The organism is Microcoleus vaginatus FACHB-2002 (genome assembly GCF_040004035.1).
Taxonomy (GTDB): domain Bacteria; phylum Cyanobacteriota; class Cyanobacteriia; order Cyanobacteriales; family Microcoleaceae; genus Microcoleus; species Microcoleus vaginatus_C.
Genome location: NZ_JAMPLN010000003.1, coordinates 202,806 through 221,997 on the forward strand (window position 1 = coordinate 202,806; position 19,192 = coordinate 221,997).

Consider the following 19,192-nt stretch of genomic DNA (forward strand, 5'->3'; position numbering starts at 1 on the left):
ATTGGTGATTGCTAATTGCTAATTGCTTTGGAACAACTCACACTTAACAAATGACAACTAACACTTAACAATTAGCTAGCCTTCGTTCGATCGATCTTCAAAGTTCTGGCGGCGGCGCTTTTGTTTGGTGCGGGGCACTGCAGCATTTGGTGCAGCCTCTTGTTCCTGTCCGGGAATAATTTCGCCTTTGAAAACCCAAACTTTAATGCCCAGAATACCGTAGATGGTTTGAGCAGTGCAGTAGGAGTAGTCAATGTCGGCCCGCAACGTGTGCAAGGGGACTCTTCCTTCGCGCGTCCATTCGGTACGGGCAATTTCTGCGCCGTTGAGGCGTCCGCTGACTTGAATTTTGATGCCTTGGATGCCGACTTTTTGGGCGCGGGTGATTGCTTGGCGGACGACTCGGCGGAAGGATACGCGCCGTTCTAGTTGCTGAGCGATGTATTCCGCGATCAGTGTGGCATCGGCGTCTACTCGCTGGACTTCGACGACGTTGATGCGGATTTGGCGGTTGCTACCGAGTTGCTGCTGCAAACCGACGCGCAAGGTTTCGATGCCTGCTCCGCCGCGGCCTACGACAACGCCTGGTCTGGCGGTGAACACTTCTAGGTCGATTTGATCGGCTTTCCGCTCAATTTTGACCGAGGAAATACCAGCATTGCTGAGGGTTTTACGAACGTACTTGCGAATTTTATAGTCTTCTTGCAAGAGTTCGGGATAGTTTTTGGGATCGGCAAACCAGCGAGAGCGGTGCTCTTGGGTAATGCCGAGGCGAAAACCAATTGGATGTATTTTTTGGCCCATAATAGTTGATGAGTTAATTGGTAATTGGTAATTGGTAATTGGTAATTGGTAATTGGTGATTACCCATTTTTTTCAACTTTAAGCTGTTTATTACCTCTTACGTTTTTCCCTGGTTTAGTTTTCTACGAGCGGAGCTACTACTACGGTAATGTGACAGGTTGGCTTGCGGATTTGGTAGGCGCGACCTTGAGCGCGGGGTCTAAAGCGTTTGAGGACTGGGCCTTGGTCTGCGTAAGCTTGAGACACTACTAGCTTGGATTTATCCAATCCTGCGTTGTGTTCGGCGTTTGCTACTGCCGATCGCAAAACTTTGACAATTGGTTCGCAGGCGCGGTAGGGCATGAATTCGAGTAAAATCAGCGCTTCTTGGTAGCTTTTGCCGCGAATTTGGTCGAGGACTCGGCGCACTTTGAAGGGGGATGTTCTGATGTAACGGGCGATCGCCTTAATTTCGGATGTGGTATCTATAGCCATTTCGATTTGGGTAATTGGTAATTGGTAATTGGGGAAAAGGTAATTGGTAATTGGTAATTTTTTTTCCGACTACCTATTACCTGTCACCTAATTCGGCTATCTTTTTGCCTTTTTATCACCACTTTTCGCGTGACCTCTAAAGGTGCGAGTGGGGGAAAATTCTCCGAGTTTGTGACCTACCATTTGGTCGGTTAGGTAGACTGGTACGTGCTGTCTGCCGTTGTGAACGGCGATCGTGTGACCTACCATTTGGGGCAGAATTGTGGAAGACCGCGACCAAGTTTTAATTACTTGTTTTTGGCCAGCGGCGTTGAGTTTTTCGATTTTTGTCATCAGAGCATCTGCGACAAAAGGGCCTTTTTTTAGCGATCGAGACATGATTTTTTTAGTAATTCAGGAGTCATTAGTCAGCTTTCACCAGTCATTTGTCATCAGTCCTCAGTCATTAGTTAGCAGTTAATAACTAAGCACTGAAGACTGCTGACTGATGACTAGCTTTGTCTGCCGCCCTTGCCGCGTTTGGAAGATTTGCGACGGCGCCGGACTATTAAAGCGTCGCTGCGCTTGTTTTTGCGTCGAGTTTTTGCACCCAATGCTGGTTTTCCCCAAGGAGTGACAGGCCCCGGACGCCCAATAGGAGCTCTGCCTTCGCCACCGCCGTGCGGGTGGTCTACCGGGTTCATGACGCTACCGCGAACGGTGGGTCTGCGACCTTTCCAGCGGGTACGACCTGCTTTGCCGAGGCTGATGTTTCTGGCGTCGGTGTTGCCGACTTGACCGATGGTGGCGTAGCAGTCGGCGCGGACTTTGCGCTGTTCGCCGGATGGCAGTTTGAGGGTGACGTAGCTACCTTCTTTTGCCATTAGCTGAGCGCTGGAGCCAGCGGAGCGAACGATTTGTCCGCCTTTTCCGGGTACTAGCTCGACGTTGTGGATGCTGGTACCGAGGGGAATGTTCTTCAGGGGAAGGGCGTTACCGATTTCGATCGGCGCGTCTGGGCCTGAGACAATTACTGTACCGACGTTTAAGTTAAGCGGGTGCAGGATGTACCGTTTTTCGCCGTCTTTGTAGAACAGGAGGGCGATGCGGGCGTTGCGATTGGGGTCGTATTCGATCGCCTTGACAGTAGCGGGAATGCTGTGTTTGTCGCGGCGGAAGTCGATGTCTCTATACAGCCGTTTGTGACCGCCTCCCCGGTGGCGGCAGGTGATGACGCCTCGGTTGTTGCGGCCTTGTTTGGTGTGCTTATTGCTAGTTAGAGACTTTTCTGGTTCTGATTTGGTAATTTCAGCAAAGTCCGAGACGGTTTGTTCTCGGGTGCTGGAGGTATAAGGTCGGTAAGAACGGATGCCCATAATCGATCTATTTTAGATTTTGGATTTTGGATTTTGGATTTGACGTTTATCGATTTTAGATTTTAGGTTGAAGATTGGCGATCTTTGGTTAACTTACGAGTTTTCTGGTTTGAGAATTTCCCCCAGTTAACCGCAATTTAAAATCTAAAATCTAAAATCTAAAATCCAAAATCGTCTAGACTTCTGGGAATAGGAGTTTGCGGATCGAGTCTCCGTCGGTCAGAGTTACGGTTGCTCGCTTGTAACAAGGTTTAAAGCCGACGAATTTGCCAACTCGACGCTTTTTGCGCGGCGGGTTTTGGGTGTTGACGCCGATGACTTTGACCTTAAATAGTTCTTCGATTGCAGCTTTGATTTGAGGCTTTGTCGCTTTGGGGGCTACGTCGAATGTGAATTGATTTAATTCCATCATTCGGGTAGCTTTCTCGGTGAGAATCGGACGCTGGATCAAATCTGCGTAGTCGCGGGGGTCGATTTTACTCACCGTAAATCTCCTGAATTTTAGCTATGGCTGTAGATGTGACGATAATTTTGTCAGCCGCGAGAACGTCGTAAACATTCAGGGATGTTGCCAAAATGACGTTTACTAATTCGATGTTGCGTCCTGATAAGTAGACGTTTGGTTGCGGTTCTGGCAAGATTAACAGAACTTTTGTATCGGGTTCGATGCCCCAGCGGGCGATCGCACTCAGCAATTCTTTGCTTTTGGGTCTCGGAAATTGCTCTGCAAATTCTTCAACCACAATGATGTCTTCGGTGCGACTTTGGAATGCTGTCCGCAAAGCTAGACGGCGTTCCTTTTTGTTCATTTTGACTTCAAAGTCTCTCGGTTTTGGCCCGAAGATGACACCGCCGCCCCGCCACAGCGGAGAACGGATAGAACCTGCTCTGGCTCGGCCGGTGCCTTTTTGACGCCAGGGTTTGCGCCCACCGCCTCTGACTTCCGATCGAGTTTTGGTGCAAGCATTTCCTTGACGAGCGTTATTCAGTTGCCGCGTCAATGCTCTGTGAACGATGTGAGACGCATTTTCTTCTTTGGCTACGCGCAGTTCTAAAGTTGTTTCCCCAACTTCTTCGCCTTGCCAATTTCGGACTACACAATTAACCATATCTTTTGTCCTTTGTCTGTTGTTAGTTGTCTGTTGTTAGTTGTCTGTTGTCTGTTGTTGTCGTCTGTTGTCTGTTCTCAGGTCTTAGTTTTCAGCTCTTAGTTTTCAGCTCTTAGTTCTTGCTTGCTACTAACCGCCAACCACTATCTACTGACTGCTGACTACTGACTACTTACTACTGACTAACGTCCTACTTTTTTCTCAGGCACAACATTGACTAAGGCGCCAGCTTTGCCGGGAACTGCTCCCTTAATTAGCAGCAAATTCTGCTCTGTATCCACCCGGACAATTGTTAGTTTGCGGACGGTGACTTGAACGTTGCCCATACGTCCTGCCATTCTTTTCCCAGGATAAACGCGACCGGGAGTAGTTCCAGGCCCTATCGAGCCAGGCTCGCGGTGGTTCTTGGAACCGTGAGACATCGGGCCTCGTTTAAAGTTGTGGCGCTTTTGAAAACCTGCAAAACCTTTACCGATGCTTGTACCGATGACATCTACTATTTGTCCCGGTGTAAAGGTATCTGCTTTTAGTTGTTGACCTAATTCAAATGAACTGGTATCTTCCAATCGGTATTCCTGCAAGTGGCGCAGTGGATTTGCCCCCGACTTGGCAAGGTGTCCCAATTCTGGCTTGTTGAGAGCCTTTGGTTTGACTTCGTTGTATCCAACTTGAACGGCACCGTAGCCGTCAGTTTGTTTTGTTTTGATTTGAGTTACTGTACAAGGCCCTGCTTGTATGACGGTGACAGGGATTGCTCTCCCTTGGTCGTCAAACACTTGAGTCATGCCTAGTTTAGTGCCAAGAATGCCTACAGACACGGATTTTTTTCCTTTTATTTACGCAAGAGGTTTCGGATTGCGAAGTTTACGTCAATCCGCTTGCTCTTGTGCAGAAACATTTATTTCAGTGTTCCTGCAATTAACTGTTATCAACCAACAGCCTTCCTCGGTGTTTAAAATTGGAGTTTTAAATTTGGGAGCGAGCTTGTGGAAGTCTTGCAAGGGTTAAGATACGCGGCTTTTTACCTGCTATATCTCCGACTTTTTTTTCGGTCTTGCTTATTTGCGCCAGGACTTGAGCATAAATTTACTCAGTATCCTTTACGGCGACAATTCACAATAGTACATGAAGTGTTTGGCGTTTGTCAAGGCCGGGATGAGAATTTTTCGCCTCAACTTTAGGATTTATAATATTTCCAGCTCGCAAGCAGCGATCGACCAAATTTTGATACAGCAGGAAACACAAATTTATGGGACTGATTACGACGGGATCTGATCTGATTCGGGATTTGGAAAAGTCGGGGTCGCTGGCCCTGTACGTTCCTTTAGAGGGAGGATTTGAGGGGCGCTACCTCCGCAGGCTGAGGGCTGCGGGCTACGGTGGGTACACGATTTCGGCGCGGGGTTTGGGCGATTTGGCGATGTATTTAACGGGGGTTCACGGCGTGCGGCCGCCGCATTTGGGCAAGAAAACTACTGGCAACGAAGCGGCTGTGGGTTATACGTACTACGTGCCACCGATTTTGCAAACTCAATTAGACAATTTGCCACCGAAAGCAAAAGGATTGGTGCTGTGGATTATTGAAGGGCAAATTTTGTCGAGTCAGGAGATTGAGTATTTGACTGTTTTGCCGACGTTAGAACCGCGAGTTAAAATAGCAGTGGAGATGGGGGGCGATCGAGCTTTTAGCTGGAAGCCACTTAAAGATGCTTTAGTTGCAGCTTAAATTCCGGTATTTGCGATCGCAAATCAACTAAAAAAACGCAGCGAGCAACTAAAGCTCAACAGCTTCTGCTCGCTGGTTTTGATCTTTTTGGGAAAAACTTAATTAACAGGAAAAATCTTATGCTTCAGAATCGCGATTATACCATCATCATTGACAAAAGCGGCAGTATGTACACAAAAGACCAGATGGGCGGTAAAAGTCGGTGGGCGCTCATGCAAGAATCGACGATCGCATTGGCGAATAAATGCGAAGAACTCGATCCTGATGGCATAACAGTTTATGTGTTTTCCGGTCGCTTCAAGCGCTATGACAACGTAACATCAGCTAAAGTCGTGCAAATTTTCCAAGAAAACGAACCTTCGGGAACTACGAATTTAGGTGCAGTGCTGCAAGACGCTCTGAACAGTTATTTTCACCGCAAAGCATCCGGTAAGACCAAGCAAAATGGGGAAACAATATTAGTGGTGACGGACGGGGAACCGGACGATCGCAAAGAAGTGATGAAAACGATTATAGAGGCTTCTCGGAAGCTCGATCGAGATGAAGAGTTGGCGATTTCTTTCATTCAAGTAGGGAATGCGCCGGAAGCTACTAAGTTTCTCAAGATATTGGATGACGAACTGCAAAGCGCCGGGGCTAAATTCGATATCGTTGATACTGTCACGATGGATGATATTGAAGGAATGACCCTGACAGAGGTATTGCTGAATGCAATAACTGATTAAGGAGGCGGGCGAAGTTTCCGTGATTATATTGGGGCCAGTTAGCCCAGCAGGATTTTTTAGGGGGTTTAAGTTATGGAATCGATCGAGCGCCTATTAGGTGAACTTAAGGCAGAGTATCAAGCATCTCAAAAAATTGCTGAGTTGAAAAGTCAGGCGCCGATGCCAGCACAAGCGCCGTCAAATGCAACATTTAAAACATCAGATATAAATTTGTATGCTAGTCCTTTGGATAAGGATTTAGCTCAAATTAAGGCTGAGTACGAAGCGCAAAATAAAGTTCAGGAAGTCGCTTCAATGCAACCGTTTAAGGCTGAGCACGAAGCACAAAATAAAGCTCAGGCAGTGGCTGCACTGGAACTGCTTAAGGCTGAGCACGAGGCACAAAATAAAGCTCAGGAAGTAGCTTCACTGCAACCGCAACCCGCAGAAAAAGTCGCGGGGCCGCAGTTGGACGTACAAACGCACAGACAGAAAGTTAGGCAAGCTCAGGTTTGGCTGAAAAAGTTGGATAAGAATTCCGATGAGGGATATTGGTTTGATCAGTTTGCTTTTAAGTATTCTTCGAGGATAGATGCGGCGATCGACTATTTGCAAGCTGTGAATGAGTTTGATTGATTGAACTACACGGTATGCACAATTTTTAAGGCCATTTTTTGTTTAATTGCCATCTCTATTTGTTGTAAGGACACGGCAGTGCTGTGTCTTTACAAAGCGTAAAATAAATATCATTTGTATCACGCGGGATTTAGGACACGGCAGTGCCGTATCCCTACAAATTGGCAGAAAATAAAAATTATTTATAGGAACACAGCACAGTTATTTCCTGTGGCTGCCACAACCAGGGGGAGGATTCTTCCTATACTAAATTTTTGGCTACAGACGTAGGATTCAACAAAAACAAAGCCGCTTTTTTTGCTGTATCTTCAGATAGCTGAATTTGTTTTAACTCAACAATACCTTCACTGATAAAAGTATCTCTCAAAGCAGCTTTTTCTCCGCTGTTAAAACTCGTTTCGTAAAACACTTCTCGAATTCCAGCCGCAATGACTAATTTCAAACAATAGATACAGGGTTCTAATGTGACGTAAATACTAGCCCCAGCAGTAGATATACCGTGTTTAGCAGCTTTGGCGATCGCATTTGCTTCCGCGTGAACCGCCCTTGATGGCAAAGTTTTGCTGGCATCGCAACTGCTCAAACCAGGATAGCAGAAGCCTTGAGTAGTACAGTGTGCCGAACCTGACGGCGAACCGTTATAACCCGTTGCTAAAACTTGCCTGTTTTTAGTTATCACTGCGCCTACAGGAAAAGCCAAACAAGTCGATCGAGTAGCAGCCAATTTTGCTAACATTAAGAAGTATTCGTCCCAACTCGGTCTCTCTTCTTCTAAATTCATCTTCGATCCTGGATGTATTGGTTGCTTGTTTTCAAACACTCGGCCGCCTTTTGCAATTCTATTCCCAAATAACCAATATGCTCGCCTTTGATGGCAGGGGAAGCCGCACAAATTTCTCGCACTAACTTGAGAGGGTTTTTTCCCGAATAACAGGTGACAGCTTCGCCACTGCCGGGGGTTGTTTGCGTGACAACTATCTGATTGTCCGCTACTTCAACTAAAAAATTGCCCGCTGCATCGAAAAAGTCTCTATCTTCGCAGATTTTAGCATATTGGGTTTGAATTAGTCGATCGGCATTTTCAAAGGTATCGTCATACAAGTGAGCCGATTGACTCAGCGTTACCAACGGACCCATTGTCAAATTATAATCGGAACGCCTCGCAATTTCATCTCGAATGTGCTGCTGCAAAGCCCGCAAACCCATTGCATTTGCCGGCCACGCCGCAAACATATCGTTACTGCGGAGAGTTGCAGTTAGCGATATTTCACCATCCACCACTCGCACCCAAATATGATTTAAACAAGGACTGCCGCTGTGCTGGTGGTCGGAGGAACCGTCAGGTCTTCTGTTGATATTTCCGCCCGCATCCCACAAACTAATTACAGCACTTGCCGCGTCAATTTCCTTAATTAGTTTGGCAATAACTTCTTCTATTTGATCTCGTCCAAACCACGACCGCATCCGCTGTGCATAGGTATATTTAATGCCTTCGTTATACGGGGCATCTTCCAGCATTTGCGGTTTGTACTGTTCGAGGAAATCGCGGTCGATTGGTAAGTAATTCGGTTCGGGGAAATAGAACTCCGCAGGTTCATCTGTAATGACTGCCATTAAGTCGATTAATTCTTGCCACTGTCCGTCGTAACCAGTCGGCCGCAACGTGCCGGTGGTTTTAATTCGGTGGATGATTTTTACCCAAGTTTCGGCGATAGTTTTGCCTTCTATTCTGTGTCCGTATTTCTGACCGGGGAGTACAGTCGGGACGATTTCGACTAGCGGAAAAGTTACGGGTTCTCCCCAAGGTTCAATAGATTCTTTTTGGGTAAAACACTTGACAATAGTCACTGTTTCTGCTATATTTTTCGCCTCTTTCCATTCTATTGAATGACGTAATAGTTCTAAGGATTCTGCTGCTATTTCAATATCAATGTAGCCAAATATTGAAGATTTAATCAGCCAGCAATCTCTACCAGTATCGCTTTTGCCAGCTTCAAAGCCGTTGCGAAAAAAGTCGAGCAAGCACGCTGCAGCACCGGAGTTGCGGTCTTCTTTGGTAGCGTTGAGAATTACTAAAAAGCGGACGTGGGGATTGCACAGTAAGTTTCTAATTAAGAAGTTGATGCCGCGAGTAGGCGAGTAAAGTTGTCCGATGACAGCAAACTCGTTGGGTTGTAATTTTTTGCCGATCGCACTTTTTACTGTCCAGCCGCTGACAATGGCTGTTTGCCCCGTTCCGCAAATTAATTGATTCGGTTTGTATAGGGGTTTGTACTCAAATTTATTGACGAGATTTGTGGCTGTCATGGTTTACCGTTTTTTGCACCGCGTACTACTATATCAATAGTTTGGATGGTTTGAAGGGGCGCTATCAATCATCTTTACGCCACCGCTGCAACGATTTGTTATACTGCGTCAACGCAGATCCTTGCCTGAATGTCTTTTACAGCGATCGCCCTCACCGGAATTGAAATCACAAACTCTGTACCTTCACCTAAAGTTGAGTTAACTTCTAGAGTTCCAGAGTGTTTCTGGACTACGATTTGACGAGCGATCGCCAATCCTAGGCCTGTTCCTTGCCCCACGCCTTTGGTTGTAAACAAATGCTCAAAGATTTTTGGCTTCACCGCATCCGTAATGCCAATACCATTATCCTGAATTCGGATCACTGCCTGAGATTCCGACAATTGCGTCTTGACAGTAATCTGGTTGGGGTTAGCTTTGATCTGAGCAAAACTGCGTCCTTGATTTGATTCCTCAAGGGCATCGATCGCATTTGCCAGCAGATTCATAAATACCTGATTCAACTGTCCCGCAAAGCATTCTACCTGTGGCAGATCGCCATAATCTGTGAAGACTTGAATTTCCGGGCGAGATTCGTTGGCTTTGAGGCGATGCTTGAGAATCAAGATTGTGCTGTCAATGCCGTCGTGGATATTGTAATGAATGGGGATCTCGCAATCCGAACGCGAGAAAGTTCTTAAACTGGTGCTGATTGTGTTAATGCGATCGACTCCTTCTTGCATCGAATCGATCAACTTGGGTAAATCCTCTTGTAAATATTCCAAATCTATTTCCTCCAGGAATGCTTGTAGAGTGGCACTTGGATAAGGGAGTTCTTTTTGGTAGAGAGCGAGCAGTTGAAAGATGTCTTTAATATAGTCCTGAGCGGGTTTCAGATTGCCAGCAATAAAGCCAAGCGGGTTATTAATTTCGTGCGCGACACCAGCGACTAAATTGCCCAAAGCAGACATCTTTTCGGTTTGGACTAACTGACACTGAGACTGTTGCAGTTGTGTGAATGCTGCTTCTAAATCAGCCGTTTGCTCAGCTACACGCTGTTCAAGATTTTTAGTTAACTGCCGTAGCTGCAAATGAGTTTTCACCCGTGCTAGCACCTCCTGTTCTTGAAATGGTTTGGTGATGTAGTCCACAGCACCCAGGACAAATCCTTTCACCTTACTGTCGGCATCCGAGAGAGCAGTCATAAAAATGATCGGAATACTGGCTGTGGTGGGATCTGCCTTCAGACGTTGGCAGGTTTCAAAGCCGTCAATTCCTGGCATTTGAACATCGAGCAAGATCAGATCGGGAGGATAAGCTTGGACTCTCTTAAGAGCGCGATCGCCATCGATTGCGGTTGCTACTTCGTACCCCGCATCACTTAAGGTTTCACAAACCACTTCTAAGTTCGCAGGGGTATCATCCACCACCAGAATTAATTCAGGACTAGACATCGGCTTTCTTCTCTGTGAGGTGTTGTTGTAGCAACTCTTCAATCTCTTCGGCTTTAAATTGCTTGGCAAGCCGAATAATTTGTGAGGCAAAATCTGCGTAACCAGGGTTAGAGTGAGCAATATGCTCTGTGTGTTCTCGGAGCCGTTTTAAGTTGCCTTTCTGAGCCATTTCTAGTAACGTTTTTAACTCTACAGGAGAAGGAATAATAATCCTTTCTGGCTTCTCTAATGCAGTGGTTGGAGTGGATGACCCAGAGCCGTTTGAGGCTGTAATTTCATATTTCCACTTTAATTCCAAATGAGTTGCTAAGAGGTTAAATAACTCACTGACTTCCACTGGCTTTGCCAGGAAATCATTTCCCCCTGCATCTAAACTCATCTGTCGATAGGCTTGTGATACTGATGCGGAAGAGACAATGATCTTCTGGTGTTGCCAATCATTGGCACTGCGAATTTGTTTGAGCAGTTCAAAGCCATCCATGACTGGCATTGCCAAGTCTGTAATCACTAAGTCAGGTTGAGACTGTCGTATTTTTTCCAATCCTTCTTGTCCATTTTCGGCCTCACTAACTTGGAATCCGAGCGGCTCTAACAAGTTGAAGAGAACGGCTCGGTTTTCCCACCGATCGTCTACCACCAGAATGCTGCGGCGTTGTCCTTCGTAACCAATAATTTGTTTTCCAGTTGTGAGGGAGTTTTGCTCGGCCCAATCGGTGGCGATCGCCATTTCCACCTCAAAAAAGAACTCACTGCCGACTCCGGGTTGGCTCTTAACTTGGATTTTTCCGTTCATAAGTTGGACAATCCTTTGGCTGATGGCGAGTCCTAAACCCGTACCCTCGACTTGGCGCTGGCGATCGCCCACTTGTTCAAAAGCCTGAAAAATTTTATCCAAATGATCGGGCGCAATTCCTACGCCCGTATCCTCAACTTGAAATTTGAAAGAGCGAGTGGACGGATTGGGATGATTCTCAATTACGGCAACCTTGAGCGTGACAGAACCTTTGTCGGTGAATTTAATCGCATTTCCCACCAAGTTGAGTAATACCTGACGCAGCCGTTTTTCATCAACAAAAATCCCTTCCGGCAACTGCCGATCGGGCTCGTAAACGAAGTCAATGCCTTTTTGGTCAGCACGAATACGGCAGATTTCAGCCACACCTTGGAGGAATGAGGGAAAGTGAATCGCTTTAGGTGTGAGTTCTAGTTTGCCGGCTTCTATTTTGGACAAGTCCAACACATCGTTAATTAGCGTCAGTAAATGAGAACCACACTGGTGAATGATTTCTACTCCATGACGTTCTTTCGCTGGCAACGCTTTGGATCGGTTGAGGATTTGAGCATAGCCCAAAATACCGTTGAGAGGAGTGCGGAGTTCGTGGCTCATGTTGGCAAGAAAATCACTCTTTGCTTTGTTGGCATTGTCTGCTGCTTCCTTTGCAGACTTGAGTTCGGCGGTGCGTTGTTCAACTCGCTGTTCAAGCTGCTGGTTAGTTTGCTCTAGGGCGGTGAAGGAATCGCGCAACTGCTGCGCCATTCGGTTAAAGGATTGAGCAAGTACACCCAGTTCTTTAACGCCAGAGGCTTCGACGTTTTGGTCGAGTTTTCCTTCGGCGATGGCTTCCGATGCGTGACTGAGCAGCAAAATGGGTCGAGCAATCCAGCGCGAGGTGTAGATACCCAAAACCGTTGCCAGTGCTAATGCGCCTAAGCACAGCCAAATCGTGTTGACTGTGTTGGCATTAATTCGTCCCATGAAATCTGATTCGGGCATGGCGACGACTAGCAGCCAGTCCAATCCCCATTCGTCCTGCCAGGGAGTTACTTGAACAAACTCCCGCTCACCCTGGAGGCGAAAGTCTAGCTGCTGGACGGTTTGAATGGTTTTGAGAGCGCCGAAGCGATCGCGGAGATACTTGGACGTGGCTTGAATTAGGGCGTCCTTACTCTCAAAGCCCCGCAGTCGCTGAGGTTTGCCGTTGGTCACTGAAAACACGGGCGCATCGCTAGAGCTGGCAACGATTAATCCGTTACGCTCCAGAATGAACACTTTGCTGGATTGACTAACCTTAATTTCACGTAAAAAGTCACTAATTTGCGAAAGGCGCTGCTCCACTCCCACGCTGCCGATCAACTGACCATTCTTGTTATAGATGGGGCGACTCGTGGCGATCGACAACGGGTAGTTATTAGTCTCCCATTGATAGATCGCGCTCCACCCTGGTTTGCCCGTCTCGACACCTTTGGCGTACCAGCCTTCCTTCTGGAACTGATACGCTTTGGTGATTTCAAACATTTTAGTTGGCTTGCTTTGGTCATTCGTAATGTAGTTGTACAAATCAGGATTGCCGTACCGCTTCGGTAGCACCAGGCTAATGTCAGGATTGCCGTTGTTGGGAATGGTTGACTCGCGGTAATATCCCGATGCGATAAAGTCGCCCGTTTTAGAGCCGTAGAGGATATAGCCAACCTTATAGGTTTTTACTTGCTTGGCAAAGAATTGAGCTAGGCGATCGGCATCCTGTAAGTTCAACAATCCCAGGTCAATTTGCTCGCCGTTGATTTGGGTCAAATAGCGGGTTGCAGCGGCATAGCTGTCGAGGTGCTGATCCACACGGTTACTCACCTCCGTTTGCAAGTTAGTCGCTAGTTCATTCACTGCTTTTTGTCCATTTCGCAGCGACAGATACCCTGTTAATCCTACGGCCGCGAAGATTTGCAGGATGAATGGAACAACCAGACCGGTTCGCAGGGGAACCTTACTAAAGCCTTTAGCAACAACCATTGTGGACTTTGACAGCATAGCATTCAAAACAGTAAAGATAGGGTACAGGGTTGAGAGTTCCCAAACCTGGTTTAGAGCCACCCGATTTTATCTGCAATAAACAGGGAAAATCTCGGATCGGGTTGGACTTCTAAAAAAGCATGGCGGTTCAAGTTTTATAGGATCAAATTCCGCATTACTTGCTAGGTGAAATACGCACCGACGCTAACAATTAATGTCGTACCTCCAACAATCAATCGCATCAGCAAGTTGCGAGTCTTTTTCTCTTGTTCACCGAGAGCAACAATGACTGAGTTGCTTGATGTGCCCTTGGTTGGTGGAGTGGCTGGGAGACTGTGCTCGGCTCGGATCTGTTAGCCGAGTGTGATTTTTAGTAGATCGGGCGATCGTTCTGGCTCAAATTTAAAGGCGATCGCACGCACTCGACCAAAAATCTCTCAACCCCATTACAATCGAAGACTACCGCTTATAGAAAATTGCAGAGAAAGCCCAGGGATTCTAGTCGTGGGATGAATCTGCTGACCATAAAGGGTCAGTCCTTTTCAGTTTACGCCTCAGTCCCCTAATCAGAGTTCTTAGCACAACAGGTTTGATTTCTCACTTCTGGCTCGCAATATTTCTTTAGTAATTCTTTCTCTTCTTGAGTGACGCCCAACGTAATAAATACATCGGGCTTGGGCATGGACAGATACCCCACTTAGAGATACCTTAATTATAGTGGTTAAGGTATTGAACTACTTTAGCCTCTACAAACAAGTCAGTATTTGTATGTTCTGGAGAAAAAGAATTAACTGTGAGGCCCCCGCTCAGATATCTTTTGCCAACACCCCTGTTAACAACTATCGCTATTCTGTCACCCTGAGAGGAGTATGATAGCCTAAAATCCTCCAAACCGAGTTGCTATCTATGGATAAAGCCCGTCCACCTCGACCTACCATCAATTTTATAGATAAATATTGTGCCTCATCAATAAATTGGTTTTCAGATGTTAGGATTTTTGAGGTCTTGGAGCAACTACACCTAGGGATGCTCTCCCCAATCGAACGTAAAACTTTACCAGGCATTGCCGAAGTAGTTAGATTAGCTAATGAACAATCCTTATATCACTTTTCAACTAAATCTCCAAGGATTAAATCGACACTTAATAAATCAAAGGCTATCTTTTACTTTACCAGGCTTAAAAAACATAAAAATATTTGTAATTTTTGATTAAACCGGAGATAAAAATAAAAGAAGAAGTACCGATCATGTGAGTCGGGAGTATTTAGGGAAACTCGGAAAGATAGATAAGGGAATTGTTGCGCTTCCAGCCGGCGAGCTAACTGATAATATAACTTTTCCGTTAATGTTTGCAACTTCTAAACCAAAATCACGCCTCAAGTCAGGTAATTTATTATTCTAAACCTAAGATTGCAGCTAGGTTAGTGGAACAGATTCACCACAGGGGATTTCAAAGAGAGTTAGGATTAGCTGATGGCATATATGCAGCAAGTGAAACAAATTTCTGAGGATGCTTAGAGCAATTAAAACTCAATTTTATTGTAGCGATTAGAAGCAATCATGGAGTCTGGTTACGATCAGGGCAGAGGGTTAGGCAACATAAATGGCGTAAATTCAATCGCATTTTTAGCAATAAGACTCAAGAAGATGGCTTTATAATAATTGTGGGGAAAAAAATCAAAATAGTGGGAATTTACCAGAGACCCAGAAACTTTACCGCAACACTCTACTTGGTATGTGATGACAGAAATTACCGACCTTAGCTATAAAGATGTCGGGAATCTATACGGCTGTAAAAATTGGGTAGAATATGCCCCTATACGGTTCATTTAAGGCTCAAACCGTGGTAAATTAGGTATTGTGTCCAAAAAGGGAGAGCAAGTTAGCGTGCATCTCAAAAAATTCTCATGAGTATCTCCCCACATCCCAAGTACGGAGATACTCAAAGCAATAGAGATAGCGATGACCGCATCTGCAATCGAACAGGCAATTACTAAAATTAATGTTGAAGAGAAACGTTATCGCACCCTGCCAGCACAACTGGTAGTGGGTCTGGTAATCGCAATGAGTCTATGGTCGAAAGATTCAATGCGGGATGTACTAAAAAATTTGATTGATGGTCTTAAGCTGTCGCACATTTAAATTGCATATTCTGGGCGGGCGGGACGCCTACCCCACTCATTGTTTGATTGTTTGTAGGAGTCGTAAATTTTTTACCCCACCCCAACCCTCCCAGAACCCGCTCGATCGGGCGTAAGAAATTCACAAATGATGCGAACATTGCTATAGAGTAGCCGGAATTGGCCGATCCAACTCAGCTTGAGTCTGTCCCAAATTTGTCGCTGCTGAATTTACCGGGAAAATTGGTTGCAAGCAAACTGTCACAGGTACTCGGAACAAAAAAATTATCAAAAAAATAAAAAAGTGCGATCGACCGCGTTAGCAATTGCCGATAATTAGCGGCGCACTTATTTTGCATTCTCGGGCTGATTGCCCGTTGATGCGTAGATACCATGCCACCAAACCCAACAGTTCTCCGAGAAATTGAGTTTACGAGGTCTTGTCCTAATTAAGATACAATAAGAACCACAAAGAAAGTGCGATCGACATTATTTGACAGTCAAGCTATGCAATCTACAACTCAGTCGGAGACAGAACAGGCGATGGACGCTCCCAAACACGGATTGCCCGTTACAATCATTACAGGATTTCTCGGCAGCGGCAAAACAACCCTGCTCAACCACATCCTGACCAACCAGCAGGGTTTGAAAACCGCAGTTTTGGTAAATGAATTTGGCGAAATCGGTATCGACAACGAACTGATTGTCACTACCGACGACAACATGGTTGAGCTGAACAACGGCTGCATCTGCTGCACAATTAATGAAGATTTAGTTAATGCAGTTTACAAAGTTCTGGAACGTCAAGAAAATCTCGATTATCTGGTAGTCGAAACAACCGGACTCGCCGACCCGCTACCAGTAGCAATGACTTTTTTAGGCACAGAACTGCGCGACCTGACTCGTCTCGATTCGATAGTGACAGTAGTAGATGCAGCCAACTACAGCTTAGATTTGTTCAACTCTCAAGCAGCTTACAGTCAAATAGCTTACGGCGATATAATTATCCTCAACAAAACTGATTTGGTTGAAGAAGCAGATTTAGATTTGTTGGAAGTTAAGATTCGCGATGTCAAAGAAGGTGCTAGAATTCTGCGAACCGTAAAATCGGAAGTTCCCCTACCGCTAGTCCTCAGCGTGGGATTGTTTGAATCTGACAAATATTTCCAATCTGAAAAAACTCCTAGCAGTCACGACCACCACGACCACGAACATCACGACCACCACGACCACCACGACCACCACGACCACCACGACCACCACGACCACGAACATCACGACCACAGCCATCACGACCATCACGGTCATGACCACTCCCACCATTTAGAAAATGACGGATTTACCTCAATTTCTTTCCAGAGCGACAAGCCATTTTCTCTGAGAAAATTTCAATATTTCTTAGACAAACAACTGCCAACCAATGTATTTCGCGCGAAAGGGATTATGTGGTTTGAAGAAAGTCCCAAACGGCATATTTTTCACTTGAGCGGGAAGCGATTTTCGATGGATGACGACGAGTGGAAAGGTGATCGCAAAAATCAGCTTGTTCTCATTGGTCAGGGTTTGGATACCGAGACTTTGCGATCGCAACTCGAAAACTGTCTTTGTATGCCTTCAACCAATCGTGGCAAAGGTTTTGGGAAGAACTAACAGTAAAATATTCTTTTCACCTAAACCAAAGAGCGTCACGGTCTAATTGTTTTCGCGATCGCGATTTGGAGATTGATGGGGACAACGAAGGGCGATCGCCCTCCAAGAAAAAGAGTGTCCTCCAAGAAAAAGAGCGCCCTCGAATAAAAAGAGCGATCGACCTATTTTATTGTTGCTAACAAAACCAGAGCCGCACACTTATACTGTCCGCCGATCCCAAAAGCACGATCGCCCGTGATTTCAACGGTGCAGAGTTGGGTTGTTTTTACCTAATCTCTGCACCTTTATGCTGTTCGCACCCTGACATGGTGACAACCCAATCAAAACCCGGATTGAATCAAGGACATAGCCCTCAAACCCCTCTGAAAAAATGGCATTTAGGTAAGTCTACCTCTCATTAATTCAGCAACTATTTCTTGACAAAACTCCATTCTAATCACCCAAGATTGACGCCAATAAACCAATCCAAAAGCTACTATGGCGGCGTTCCGAGCGCCTGCACTCAGTCCACCGACCAATATACTTATGAACTCCTCGCAGCTTATGTTTTTGACCTTGGATCACAGCACAAGTTTAGGCAATAGGAATAACTAAGATTAAACTTTTTAAACGCCGCTCGTTGGCGTGACTCTTCTCGCTTATTATAACCGCCTGTCTTGCAGTCCTTAAACATCGCTTCAATCCCACTACGACATTTAAAAGTAGCGATCGCTCTCTTCAAATTCCCTAAATTAGTTAAGAAGTACCAACCTTCATCTTCCCCGTTGCTGCGATATTAGGACTTACGCATTGACAAAATAACAAAATAGTGAATGGATAAAGAAGGAACGTCTACTAACGGTATTGGACAATCAGAAAAATAACTAAAACCTCGACAGCGCAATGCAACGCCGGACATTTACACCTTATTTTTACTCTCAGAACCAAAGTTTGGGGGGTGCAGTAGGTTAGCAGAGATATTGGGAGACGTTTCCCATGATAGTATTAATCACTTTTTGCTTAGAGAGAGAGATGAACCGAAAGATTTATTCGAGATCATAGAAAAATTATCAACTTAGAAGGAGTTATAGTTATTTCAAATAAAAATGAGACACTAACTTGCACAATAAGCGCGAATAATCTCATCAAGAGATGTGGCAGAATGCGAATACATTATAGCTCTCTTTAATGCACTAAAATCATGCTCAATATCATTTAAGTCAGGAGAGTATTTTGGTAAAAAAAGTATCTGATGGCCTGCTTCCTCCACCAGGAGTCTAATTGCTGTCTTACGATGAATCGGTGCATTATCCATGATTAATATTGATGGTATTGTTAAAGATGGCAATAAATATAAAGCTAACCACCCTTCAAAACTTTCTGCATTCAANACTTTTTTTCCTTTTTTTGACCACGCATAAACACAAGCATGAAACTCTTCAAATCCTGATTCATCAATAAATACAATGCTTTTACTTCCATGAACTTTAATTAATCTTCTCAGTGTTTGGTAGTATTTTATTCTTTCTTCTCTATTCCTTTCTTTATAACGAAATTCTTTTTTTTTTCTCGTAATTTTCATTTTCTTTAAAGCATAGCATATGGCACTCGCTCTCACCCCGAATTTCCTTGCTCTTTCTATTAATCTTGCTTCGGGATTTTCTTCTACATCTTTTCTGAGTGCTTCCCAGTCTATCTTTCGCTCACGGTGTTCAACCGCAAGTTGCTCGAAGGTCTTCCCTCCCTAGCCATCTGTATATTGTTGCTCTTCCTACTTTAAACAGGGCGGCAGCTTTGGTTATACCCCCTCCATTTTCCACATAATCCACTACTCTTTTTCTCAAATCTAGACTGTATGCCATTTTTCGGCTCCGAGTTAACAATTTTTCTTGATTTTACATCATCTTGCATTTGTCTCACATTTATTTGAAATGACTATATATTAAGTGTTGACGATAGAGTTATCTAAAAGCTGTATAGTGAACCAAAGCATACGGAATTAATTAGCTATTTTTAATTAGGTAAATACCAGAAGTTGATCATTGTATTGAACTTGATTACGCTATGTTATAGAGATATTTATGGTAATTAATTGCCCAGAAATTACATAATT

The 19,192-nt window shown here is 45.1% G+C and carries 16 protein-coding genes and 3 pseudogenes; 7 read left to right on the forward strand and 12 right to left on the reverse strand.

From position 1 onward, the window contains the following. Positions 1-75 precede the first annotated feature (75 nt). The 7 genes from rpsC to rplC form a co-directional block, all read right to left on the reverse strand. Positions 76-804 (reverse strand): 30S ribosomal protein S3, encoded by a 729-nt coding sequence (gene rpsC / locus NDI35_RS03870; protein WP_006634995.1) that lies wholly within the window; start codon positions 802-804, stop codon positions 76-78. 114 nt (positions 805-918) lie between these two features. After that, positions 919-1,278, reverse strand: coding sequence for a 50S ribosomal protein L22 (gene rplV, locus NDI35_RS03875; RefSeq protein WP_190657986.1), 360 nt, complete (start codon positions 1,276-1,278; stop codon positions 919-921). A gap of 96 nt (positions 1,279-1,374) precedes the next feature. Beyond that, positions 1,375-1,656 (reverse strand): 30S ribosomal protein S19, encoded by a 282-nt coding sequence (rpsS, locus tag NDI35_RS03880; protein ID WP_006634997.1) that lies wholly within the window; start codon positions 1,654-1,656, stop codon positions 1,375-1,377. A gap of 113 nt (positions 1,657-1,769) precedes the next feature. Beyond that, positions 1,770-2,633: a 50S ribosomal protein L2 gene (rplB, locus tag NDI35_RS03885; RefSeq protein WP_333039612.1), complete on the reverse strand. Its 864-nt coding sequence runs from the start codon at positions 2,631-2,633 to the stop codon at positions 1,770-1,772. Positions 2,634-2,808: 175 nt separating this feature from the next. Continuing rightward, a complete protein-coding gene (locus NDI35_RS03890; RefSeq protein ID WP_006634999.1) occupies positions 2,809-3,117 on the reverse strand; it encodes a 50S ribosomal protein L23 in 309 nt (102 codons plus the stop codon). Further along, positions 3,110-3,742 (reverse strand): 50S ribosomal protein L4, encoded by a 633-nt coding sequence (gene rplD / locus NDI35_RS03895; protein WP_190657994.1) that lies wholly within the window; start codon positions 3,740-3,742, stop codon positions 3,110-3,112. Before rplD ends, NDI35_RS03890 begins: the two co-directional genes overlap by 8 nt. Before the next feature lie 182 nt (positions 3,743-3,924). Beyond that, entirely contained in the window at positions 3,925-4,560 is a 636-nt protein-coding gene (rplC, locus tag NDI35_RS03900; protein WP_190657996.1) for a 50S ribosomal protein L3, read from the reverse strand. Between the two features lie 431 nt (positions 4,561-4,991). Between rplC and NDI35_RS03905 the strand changes: the two genes are divergently transcribed. From NDI35_RS03905 to NDI35_RS03915, 3 genes are all read left to right on the forward strand, one after another. Beyond that, complete coding sequence (locus NDI35_RS03905) at positions 4,992-5,468, forward strand: NAD(P)H-quinone oxidoreductase subunit N (protein ID WP_333070029.1); 477 nt, start codon at positions 4,992-4,994, stop codon at positions 5,466-5,468. 119 nt (positions 5,469-5,587) lie between these two features. Next, the gene (locus tag NDI35_RS03910) at positions 5,588-6,193 is read left to right on the forward strand and encodes a vWA domain-containing protein (RefSeq protein WP_445311572.1); all 606 of its coding nucleotides are present in this window, start codon (positions 5,588-5,590) and stop codon (positions 6,191-6,193) included. Between the two features lie 72 nt (positions 6,194-6,265). Then, positions 6,266-6,808 (forward strand): salt stress protein, Slr1339 family, encoded by a 543-nt coding sequence (locus NDI35_RS03915; protein WP_445311573.1) that lies wholly within the window; start codon positions 6,266-6,268, stop codon positions 6,806-6,808. Positions 6,809-7,049: 241 nt separating this feature from the next. Here the strand turns inward: NDI35_RS03915 and NDI35_RS03920 are convergent, their stop codons facing one another. From NDI35_RS03920 to NDI35_RS03935, 4 genes are all read right to left on the reverse strand, one after another. Beyond that, positions 7,050-7,589 (reverse strand): deoxycytidylate deaminase, encoded by a 540-nt coding sequence (locus NDI35_RS03920; RefSeq protein ID WP_242719685.1) that lies wholly within the window; start codon positions 7,587-7,589, stop codon positions 7,050-7,052. Beyond that, positions 7,586-9,115 (reverse strand): thymidylate synthase, encoded by a 1,530-nt coding sequence (locus NDI35_RS03925; RefSeq protein WP_445311574.1) that lies wholly within the window; start codon positions 9,113-9,115, stop codon positions 7,586-7,588. The genes NDI35_RS03920 and NDI35_RS03925 overlap by 4 nt, the downstream gene beginning before the upstream one ends. A 98-nt stretch (positions 9,116-9,213) precedes the next feature. Then, positions 9,214-10,545 carry a sensor histidine kinase gene (locus NDI35_RS03930; RefSeq protein ID WP_445311575.1) on the reverse strand — a complete coding sequence of 444 codons (1,332 nt, stop codon included), beginning with the start codon at positions 10,543-10,545 and terminating at the stop codon, positions 9,214-9,216. Next, complete coding sequence (locus NDI35_RS03935; RefSeq protein WP_445311649.1) at positions 10,538-13,348, reverse strand: hybrid sensor histidine kinase/response regulator; 2,811 nt, start codon at positions 13,346-13,348, stop codon at positions 10,538-10,540. Before NDI35_RS03935 ends, NDI35_RS03930 begins: the two co-directional genes overlap by 8 nt. An 888-nt stretch (positions 13,349-14,236) precedes the next feature. On the opposite strand from NDI35_RS03935, the gene NDI35_RS03940 reads away from it, so the two are divergent. The 4 genes and pseudogenes from NDI35_RS03940 to NDI35_RS03955 form a co-directional block, all read left to right on the forward strand. Further along, on the forward strand, positions 14,237-14,539 hold the full coding sequence (locus tag NDI35_RS03940; RefSeq protein WP_445311576.1) for a hypothetical protein: 303 nt from the start codon (positions 14,237-14,239) through the stop codon (positions 14,537-14,539). 753 nt (positions 14,540-15,292) lie between these two features. Then, positions 15,293-15,454, forward strand: a pseudogene (locus NDI35_RS03945) (transposase domain-containing protein); the annotation flags it as partial. 503 nt (positions 15,455-15,957) lie between these two features. Then, on the forward strand, positions 15,958-17,100 hold the full coding sequence (locus NDI35_RS03950) for a CobW family GTP-binding protein (RefSeq protein WP_445311650.1): 1,143 nt from the start codon (positions 15,958-15,960) through the stop codon (positions 17,098-17,100). Between the two features lie 896 nt (positions 17,101-17,996). Then, a pseudogene (locus NDI35_RS03955) lies at positions 17,997-18,140 on the forward strand (IS701-like element ISAcma42 family transposase); the annotation flags it as partial. Between the two features lie 53 nt (positions 18,141-18,193). Here NDI35_RS03955 and NDI35_RS03960 read toward each other — a convergent pair. Further along, positions 18,194-18,941, reverse strand: a pseudogene (locus tag NDI35_RS03960) (IS630 transposase-related protein). Positions 18,942-19,192: the final 251 nt, after the last annotated feature.

Excerpts from the sequence above, each read along its gene's own strand:
- NDI35_RS03935 (WP_445311649.1), bottom strand. The coding sequence starts at position 13,348 with ATGCTGTCAAAGTCCACAATGGTTGTTGCTAAAGGCTTTAGTAAGGTT.
- NDI35_RS03950 (WP_445311650.1), top strand. The coding sequence starts at position 15,958 with ATGCAATCTACAACTCAGTCGGAGACAGAACAGGCGATGGACGCTCCC.
- NDI35_RS03930 (WP_445311575.1), bottom strand. The coding sequence starts at position 10,545 with ATGTCTAGTCCTGAATTAATTCTGGTGGTGGATGATACCCCTGCGAAC.
- NDI35_RS03915 (WP_445311573.1), top strand. The coding sequence starts at position 6,266 with ATGGAATCGATCGAGCGCCTATTAGGTGAACTTAAGGCAGAGTATCAA.
- rplB (WP_333039612.1), bottom strand. The coding sequence starts at position 2,633 with ATGGGCATCCGTTCTTACCGACCTTATACCTCCAGCACCCGAGAACAA.
- NDI35_RS03920 (WP_242719685.1), bottom strand. The coding sequence starts at position 7,589 with ATGAATTTAGAAGAAGAGAGACCGAGTTGGGACGAATACTTCTTAATG.
- rplD (WP_190657994.1), bottom strand. The coding sequence starts at position 3,742 with ATGGTTAATTGTGTAGTCCGAAATTGGCAAGGCGAAGAAGTTGGGGAA.
- rpsS (WP_006634997.1), bottom strand. The coding sequence starts at position 1,656 with ATGTCTCGATCGCTAAAAAAAGGCCCTTTTGTCGCAGATGCTCTGATG.
- rpsC (WP_006634995.1), bottom strand. The coding sequence starts at position 804 with ATGGGCCAAAAAATACATCCAATTGGTTTTCGCCTCGGCATTACCCAA.
- NDI35_RS03940 (WP_445311576.1), top strand. The coding sequence starts at position 14,237 with ATGGATAAAGCCCGTCCACCTCGACCTACCATCAATTTTATAGATAAA.
- NDI35_RS03925 (WP_445311574.1), bottom strand. The coding sequence starts at position 9,115 with ATGACAGCCACAAATCTCGTCAATAAATTTGAGTACAAACCCCTATAC.
- rplV (WP_190657986.1), bottom strand. The coding sequence starts at position 1,278 with ATGGCTATAGATACCACATCCGAAATTAAGGCGATCGCCCGTTACATC.
- NDI35_RS03910 (WP_445311572.1), top strand. The coding sequence starts at position 5,588 with ATGCTTCAGAATCGCGATTATACCATCATCATTGACAAAAGCGGCAGT.
- NDI35_RS03905 (WP_333070029.1), top strand. The coding sequence starts at position 4,992 with ATGGGACTGATTACGACGGGATCTGATCTGATTCGGGATTTGGAAAAG.